At 60.8% G+C, this 7,583-nt stretch carries 7 protein-coding genes; 4 read left to right on the top strand and 3 right to left on the bottom strand.

Going from position 1 to position 7,583, the window contains the following annotated elements:
- Window positions 1-123: 123 nt before the first annotated feature.
- From DWA01_RS19795 to hemB, 3 genes are all read right to left on the bottom strand, one after another.
- Window positions 124-726 carry a nucleotidyltransferase family protein gene (locus DWA01_RS19795; protein ID WP_114287540.1) on the bottom strand — a complete coding sequence of 201 codons (603 nt, stop codon included), beginning with the start codon at window positions 724-726 and terminating at the stop codon, window positions 124-126.
- 169 nt (window positions 727-895) lie between these two features.
- Window positions 896-1,453, bottom strand: coding sequence for a lipid-binding SYLF domain-containing protein (locus DWA01_RS19800; RefSeq protein WP_114287541.1), 558 nt, complete (start codon window positions 1,451-1,453; stop codon window positions 896-898).
- 143 nt (window positions 1,454-1,596) lie between these two features.
- Window positions 1,597-2,595, bottom strand: a complete 999-nt coding sequence (gene hemB / locus DWA01_RS19805; RefSeq protein WP_114287542.1) for a porphobilinogen synthase — start codon at window positions 2,593-2,595, stop codon at window positions 1,597-1,599.
- Window positions 2,596-2,877: 282 nt separating this feature from the next.
- Here hemB and DWA01_RS19810 point away from each other — a divergent pair, with 282 nt between their 5' ends.
- The 4 genes from DWA01_RS19810 to DWA01_RS19825 form a co-directional block, all read left to right on the top strand.
- Window positions 2,878-3,405: a component of SufBCD complex gene (locus DWA01_RS19810; RefSeq protein WP_114287543.1), complete on the top strand. Its 528-nt coding sequence runs from the start codon at window positions 2,878-2,880 to the stop codon at window positions 3,403-3,405.
- 3 nt (window positions 3,406-3,408) lie between these two features.
- Complete coding sequence (gene mfd, locus DWA01_RS19815; RefSeq protein WP_235008630.1) at window positions 3,409-6,882, top strand: transcription-repair coupling factor; 3,474 nt, start codon at window positions 3,409-3,411, stop codon at window positions 6,880-6,882.
- A gap of 95 nt (window positions 6,883-6,977) precedes the next feature.
- Entirely contained in the window at window positions 6,978-7,253 is a 276-nt protein-coding gene (locus DWA01_RS19820; RefSeq protein WP_114283652.1) for a transposase, read from the top strand.
- A partial coding sequence (locus DWA01_RS19825; RefSeq protein WP_136057632.1) for an IS3 family transposase occupies window positions 7,250-7,583 on the top strand: 334 nt, incomplete at its 3' end. The genes DWA01_RS19820 and DWA01_RS19825, both read left to right, overlap by 4 nt.

The following is a 7,583-nucleotide window of genomic DNA, read 5'->3' on the forward strand; positions in this document are numbered from 1 at the left end:
CAGACCGCAGACCGCAGACCGCAGACCGCAGACCGCAGACTTTGGAAAACGAACCGCAGAGCGAGCGCAACGGACACCGGCGTTTCAGGCCTGCGGTTTCTGAACCTGTTCCGAGCGGATGGCTTAACTCTGGCGCGCCCGCCAGGCCGCCCAGTCTTGCGGCGTATCAAGATCGCAGACCGCGTGATCTGCCGGCAGAGCCATCAGCCGGGGCGGGTCTTGTTTCAGCAGTCGCTGCGCCCCCTGGTCGCCGGAAAGCGCGGCAAGACCGGATAGCATCCGGGCGGGAAACACCACCGGATGACCGGGCTGACCATTGACCGAGGTGGCTCTCAGCGGCTGATCTGGCTGGCGGGCGAATTCCGCGGCAATGGATTTGATGTCCTGCAGGTCAATTTCGGGCATGTCCGCCGGCAGCAGCAGCAGCGCTGCCCTGGTGTCGCGCGCGATCAGATCGCGGGCCAGCGCGGCAATGCTGTCACCCATGCCTGGCGGATCGGCTGTGACGGTGATCTGCCGCAGATCCAGCCCCTCAAGCGCCTGTCTGCGCGCGGCAAAACCGGGCGGCAGTGCCACGGTGACCGGCAGATCATTGTCGATGCAGCGCCGGGCCTGTTGCCGCAAAAGAGGCGTGTCGCCAACGGGTTGCATGAGTTTGTCCGCGCCCAGCATACGGCGGGAAGTGCCGGCGGCAAGCAGACCGATATGAAGCAGCGCCTGGCTCACGCGCCGGGGCTGTCATTGATGCCGGGTGCGCACAGCATGCATCCGGCGCGACCCTGGAGCGCACAGGCGTGCCACGGCCGCGGCAGGGAAAACCGCTCGAAAGGTCGCTGCGCCCGGGCGCGGGCCACCGCATCCGACTGGTCATCGGCGTGGGAGTGTTGTGGCCGGATCAGGGGATGATCCGGGTATATTTGGTGCCTTCAACCGAAGCACCGGCGATCAGCCCGGCCTGACCAAACACCACGGCAATCACCGGTGACAACGAGGTTGTGGTTTCGGCCGAGAAGTTTTCACCCTGATTGTTGAGCGTATATTCCACGTCCGCACCCGCGGCCCAGCCCGGTGATCTCCGGAAACCTGACAGCGCACTTTCGGTCATGAAAAACAGCACGTGGGCATATTGCTGGGCGCCGAGCTGCAAGCCGATTGACGCCTGGGCGGCGGAATAATAATCGACCGTGACATCGCCGATCTGCAGCGCGCCACGCCCGTAAGAACCACCAACACCAAAGCCGACTTCGGTGACGACCGGCATCACCAGCATTCCGGCAGATTTGTCGCGCAGGGCGCGGGTGCCGGGTTGGGTGGAATAGAGATAATTCATGGTCGCGTTGACCCGGGCGTCGATTTTGGCGGCACCGTTGGTGCCCAGTGCATTGCTGCAGCCCGCGACCACGCCAGTGGCGCCGAGCCCAAGCAGAACGCCGCGTCTGTTCAGAATACTCATGAGGATTTCCTTGTCTTGCCTGAGTGCCTTGTCCCGCCTTTTCCGGCGGTTGTGAGGCGAGTATACCCGCCCCGGAATGCACTGTCATCCGTACTTTGAGCCCTGTGGCGGGCTTCCGCCCGCCCCGGTAGGGGTAAACCGTTTTATCTGTTGAGAAATTCTGCCGCTTTTGGCGCAAAATAGGTCAGGATGCCGTCACAACCGGCGCGTTTGAACGCCAGCAGGCTTTCCAGCATCACCGCGTCACCATCCACCCAACCGTTCTGCGCCGCAGCCTGGATCATCGCGTATTCGCCGGAGACCTGGTAGGCATAGGTCGGCACAGCGAACCGGTCTTTGACCCGACGACAAATGTCGAGATAGGGCATGCCGGGTTTGATCATCACCATATCGGCACCTTCCGAGAGATCACGTTCCACCAGGCGCAGCGCCTCATTGGAATTGCCCGGATTCATCTGATAGGTCTTTTTATCGCCGGTGAGCGCGCCGGAGGCGCCAACCGCATCGCGGAACGGGCCGTAAAAGGCGGAGGCGTATTTGGCGGAATAGCTGAGGATACAGACATCAAAATGCCCGGCGGCTTCCAGTGCCCGGCGCATGGCGCCGATGCGCCCGTCCATCATATCCGAAGGGCCAATGATATCGGCACCGGCCTCGGCCTGGGCCAGGGTCATTTTCACCAGCGCTTCAACCGTGCGGTCATTGACGATCTTGCCGTCCTCTACAAAACCGTCATGGCCGTTGATATTATAGGGGTCCAGCGCCACGTCGGTCATGATGGCAATCTCGGGCACTTCGGCTTTGATCGCGCGGATCGCCCGGTTGGACAGGTTGTCCGGATTCCAGGCCTCGGCGCAGTCTTCGGTTTTCAGCGCCGGATCAGTATAGGGAAACAGGCAGATTGCCGGGATGCCGGCGCGGGCGGCTTTTTCGGCGGCGCGCACCACCAGATCCACTGAAAGACGTTCTACCCCGGGCATCGAGACCACCGGTGTACGGGCGTTTTCGCCGTCACGTACAAACACCGGCCAGATCAGATCGGCGGTGGAGAGGCTGTGCTCGCACGTCAACCGGCGCAACGCCTCGGACTGGCGCGGGCGGCGCGGGCGGCTCAAAGGGAAGGGGGCGATGCTCTGGACCATGGTGTCTTTCTCCTGCTGGTGCTCACTGGTGACATGGATTTGGCGCCGGCTCAAGAGCGCAACGGTGAGGGCGGCGCGGCCGGAGCAGAGCGGCGCGGCAAAATGGGAAAAGGTGTGGCTGGATGGAGCGGTTATGTCGTCGCGCCAGGCCCGCCCATGCGCGCCGGCGCACTCCTGCGCTGCGGCTAAAATTGCGCCGGCCCCTCTGGGCATTTGACCCCGGCAGAGCTACTGTCATGAAAAAGCAGTGCCAGAGGCAAACCCGCAGAAGGATTACAGGTCTTGGATCTATATGAGACAATTTTCGAAGCGATTGATATGCGGTCTTTTTCCAATCTTTGGTACTGGATCGCCCTGGCCGTGACCTGGTCAACAGCGTCTCACTTTGTCATCGGGGTGCCATTTGATCTGGTGCTGCGGGCACGACGCAAAGGCGGTGATGCGGCGCAGGATCTGGAGTTGCTGGTGCGCATCAACTGTAACCGGCTGCAATATATCGGTGAGGTGGCCGGGTTGTGGCTGCTGACGTTGGTCTCGGCAGTGCTGAGCGCGCTGCTGGTACTGGGTTTCTGGTACGGGGTCGAATTTGCCCAGGCGCTGGTGCTGCTGGCGTTGCCGCTCTCCGGGGTGATGCTGCTGAGCCTGTTCACCGCCCGGATGATCACGCAGTTGCAGCTCAGCGGCGAAGCGCTGCATGCCCGGTTGGCACGTCACCGGCTTTATGTGCAGATCATCGGCATGGTCTCAATCTTTGTCACTGCGATCTGGGGCATGAATCAAAACCTCAATCTCGGACCACTGGGAGGCTGAGCCGTGCCGACATCAAGACATATTCGCGTCGGCGGCGCGCCTGAGGGCTTTGACGCCCGGCTGCTTATTGAAGAAATGCAAAAGACCGGCCTGCCCGTGGCGCATGTGGCGCGCGACGACAAACGGCTGGCGACCATGCGGGCGGCGCTGGAGTTTTATGCGCCCGACGTGCCGGTGATCACCTTTCCCGGCTGGGATTGTCTGCCCTATGACCGGGTGTCGCCCAATGCCGATATTTCCGCTGCACGCATGTCCACCCTGGCGGCGCTGGCGCGCGGCGCGTTAAAGGGGCGCTTTATCCTGCTGACGACGCTGTCGGCGGCATCCCAAAAACTGCCGGCGCGCGCTTTGCTGCGTCAGGCGGCCTGGTCGGCGCGGGTCGGCGAACGTATCAATGAGTCCACCTTGCGGGAGTTTCTGGTGCGTATGGGGTTTTCCCAGGCGCCCACCGTGATGGAACCGGGCGATTACGCCATCCGGGGTGGCATTATTGACATCTATCCGCCGGGTCAAAGCGGCCCGGTACGGCTTGATATGTTTGGCGACGTGCTTGACGGGCTGCGCCAGTTTGATGCCGCCACCCAGCGCACCACCAGGACGCTCGAGCAGATTGATCTGGCACCGGTGTCGGAAGTATTGCTGGAAGAAGCGGCGATCACCCGGTTCCGGCAGAATTACCGCATCGAATTTGGCGCCGCTGGCAGTGATGACCCGCTGTATGAGGCGGTGACGGCGGGGCGCAAACACCAGGGTGTTGAGCACTGGATGCCGTTTTTCTATGAGAAGCTGGAAACGCTGTTTGATTATCTGCCCGACGCGAGCATCAGCCTCGATGATCAGAACGCAACGCTGCGGCTGGCGCGCTGGGACAGTATTGTCGACCAGTACGAGACGCGGCAGATCGCTTCAAAGGCCAAAAAGCGGTTGGATTCGGTCTATAAACCCTGTCCGCCGGGTCTGCTTTATATGGATGACGCGGCCTGGGATGCAGCAATTTCCGGGCGACGGGTATTGCATCTGCATCCGTTTGCCCAAGCGTCCGGCCCTGGGGTGATTGATGCGGGCGGCCGTATCGGGCGCAATTTCTCGCCTGAGCGTCAGATGGAAAATGTCAGCCTGTTCAGTGCCCTGAAAGAACATGTCGAAGTAAAACGTGCAGCCGGGCAGGTGGTGGTTGCCTCTTATTCTGAGGGCGCACGGGAGCGGCTTTCCGGCTTGATGGCCGATGAGGGGCTCGGCGGCACAGTTGAGATTGCCGATTTCCGCGACATGCCCGAGGGCAAGGGCGGCGTATTTCTGGCGGTCTGGGCGTTGGAACACGGCTTTGAAGCCCAGGCGCTGACGGTGATTTCCGAGCAGGATGTGCTCGGGGACCGGCTGATCCGGCGGCCGAGCAAAAAGCGCCGGGCGGAGAATTTCCTCACCGAGGCACGCAGCCTGAGTGCGGGCGATCTTGTGGTGCATGTAGAGCACGGCATCGGGCGCTATCGCGGTCTTGAGATCGTCACCGCGCTTGGTGCCGCACATGAATGTATCCTGCTGGAATATGCCGGCGGCGACCGGTTGTATCTGCCGGTTGAAAACATCGAGCTGCTCAGCCGCTATGGTCAGGACGAGGGCCTGCTGGACAAGCTGGGCGGCGGTGCGTGGCAGAGCAAGAAGGCCAAGCTCAAGGAACGCATCCGCGCCATTGCCGACAAGCTGATCCGAATTGCCGCCGAGCGCCATCTGCGCAAAGCGCCGATCATGGAGCCGCCCGAGGGCATGTGGGACGCGTTTTCGGCGCGTTTTCCCTATCAGGAAACCGAAGACCAGATGTCGGCGATCGAGGACGTGCTGGAAGATCTTAGCGCGGGTTTGCCAATGGACCGGCTGATCTGTGGTGACGTTGGTTTTGGCAAGACCGAAGTGGCGATGCGCGCGGCCTTTGTGGCGGCGATGTCCGGCGCTCAGGTGGCGGTGATCGCGCCAACCACTTTGCTGGCGCGGCAGCATTACAAATCCTTCTCCGAACGCTTTCGTGGCTTTCCGATCAATGTGCGGACGCTGTCGCGGTTTGTCAGCACGAAGGAAGCGGCGTTGACGCGCGAAACTCTGGCGGACGGCACCACGGATATCGTGGTCGGCACCCATGCGCTGCTGGCCAAACAGGTGCGGTTCAAAAACCTGGGCCTGCTGGTGGTGGATGAAGAGCAGCGCTTTGGCGTCAGCCACAAAGAGAGCCTGAAACAGATGAAGTCGGACGTGCATGTGCTGACCCTGTCGGCAACGCCCATTCCGCGCACATTGCAGATGTCGATGACCGGCGTGCGGGATCTGTCGATAATTGGCACGCCGCCAGTGGACCGGCTGTCGATCCGCACCTTTGTCAGCGAATTTGACGCCATCACTCTGCGCGAAGCTTTGCTGCGGGAACATTACCGCGGCGGGCAGTCGTTTTTTGTGGTGCCGCGCATCACCGATCTGCCCGAGATCGAGGCGTTTCTGCGCGATCAGGTGCCCGAGGTTTCAGTGGTTGTAGCCCATGGCCAGATGGCGGCGGGCGCGCTGGATGAGCGGATGAACGCGTTTTATGACGGCAAGTTCGACGTGCTGCTGGCAACCACCATCATTGAAAGCGGCATCGACATTCCGACCGCCAATACGATGATCATTCACCGGGCGGACATGTTTGGGCTGTCGCAGCTGTATCAGATCCGGGGCCGGGTCGGGCGCTCCAAGGCACGCGCCTATGCCTATCTGACCACAAAACCGCGCAACCCTTTGACACCGACCGCAGAAAAGCGGCTGCGGGTGCTGGGCTCGCTCGACACGCTGGGGGCCGGGTTTACCATCGCGTCGCAGGATCTGGACATTCGCGGCGCCGGCAATCTGGTGGGCGAAGAGCAGACCGGACATGTGCGCGAGGTCGGCTATGAGCTATATCAGTCGATGCTGGAGGAGGCGATTGCCAAGATCAAGTCGGGCGAGCTGGAAGGCTTGCTGGATGACGACGGGCAATGGGCGCCGCAGATCAAACTGGGCGTGCCGGTGTTGATCCCGGAGGTCTATGTGCCGGATCTGGATGTGCGGCTTGGGCTGTATCGCCGCCTGTCCACGCTGACAACCAAAGTGGAGCTGGAAGGTTTTGCTGCCGAGTTGATTGACCGGTTCGGAAAACTGCCAAAAGAGGTCAATACGCTGATGCTGATCGTGCGCATCAAAGCGATGTGCAAACGCGCTGGCATTGCCAAGTTGGACGGCGGACCGCGTGGGGCAACGATTCAGTTCCACAACGACAAATTCGCCAATCCGGCTGGGCTGGTGCAGTTTGTGCATGACCAGAACGGGCTGGCCAAGATCCGCGACAATAAGATCGTGGTGCAGCGGGACTGGAAACGCGACAGCGACAAGATCAAGGGCGCTTTTGCCATCGCCCAGGATCTGGCGCGCCATGTGAAAGTGGCGAAAGACGCCAAGGCGAAAGCGGCGAAATAGTTGGCCTTTCCACAGGCAGTTTTGGCTGCGATTGGTCTTGTCCCGATTTAGTTCCGGTCTCTTTCGAGCGATATTCGCAATGAAGGAGACAAGAAATGGCACCAAGATACAGCGAAGAATTCCAGCGTGACGCGGTTCGCATTGCAACGACCAGCGGCCTGACGCGACCCCGGATTGCGTCGGATTTGGGGGTTGGCGTTTCGACCCTGAACAAGTGGGTTCAACAACACCAGAACGACGACCTGATGTCTGGCCCACATGAAGATGTAGAGAAAGAGAACGCCCGCCTGCGCAAGGAAAACCGGGTTCTGCGCGAGGAGAGGGAGGTCCTAAAAAAGGCGACGATCTTCTTCGCAGGGCAAAAGGCGTGAGGTTTGCCTTTGTCGACACCTGGAAGAAGATCTGGTCTATCGAGTTTCTCTGCAGTGTTTTGCAGGTGACTTCTCGCGGCTTTCGCGCTTGGAAATCCCGTTCCATCAGTCAACGTCAGCGTGATGACATGGTGCTTTTGGCGCATATCAGGGACCAGCACCGGCTTAGCCTGCAAAGCTATGGCCGACCGCGCATGACTCACGAATTGCAGGAGCTGGGGTTAAACGTTGGCCATCGTCGGATTGGTCGGCTGATGCGTGAGAATGGCATACGAGTTGTCAGGACGCGTAAATTCAAGGCCACAACCGACAGCAATCACGCGTTCAACA

Origin of the sequence: Candidatus Halocynthiibacter alkanivorans (assembly GCF_003333265.1) — a bacterium.
Lineage (GTDB): Bacteria > Pseudomonadota > Alphaproteobacteria > Rhodobacterales > Rhodobacteraceae > Halocyntiibacter_A > Halocyntiibacter_A alkanivorans.

Bases quoted from the DNA above. Each gene is read 5' to 3' on its own strand.
- DWA01_RS19820 (WP_114283652.1), top strand. From the start codon at position 6,978: ATGGCACCAAGATACAGCGAAGAATTCCAGCGTGACGCGGTTCGCATT.
- hemB (WP_114287542.1), bottom strand. From the start codon at position 2,595: ATGGTCCAGAGCATCGCCCCCTTCCCTTTGAGCCGCCCGCGCCGCCCG.
- DWA01_RS19800 (WP_114287541.1), bottom strand. From the start codon at position 1,453: ATGAGTATTCTGAACAGACGCGGCGTTCTGCTTGGGCTCGGCGCCACT.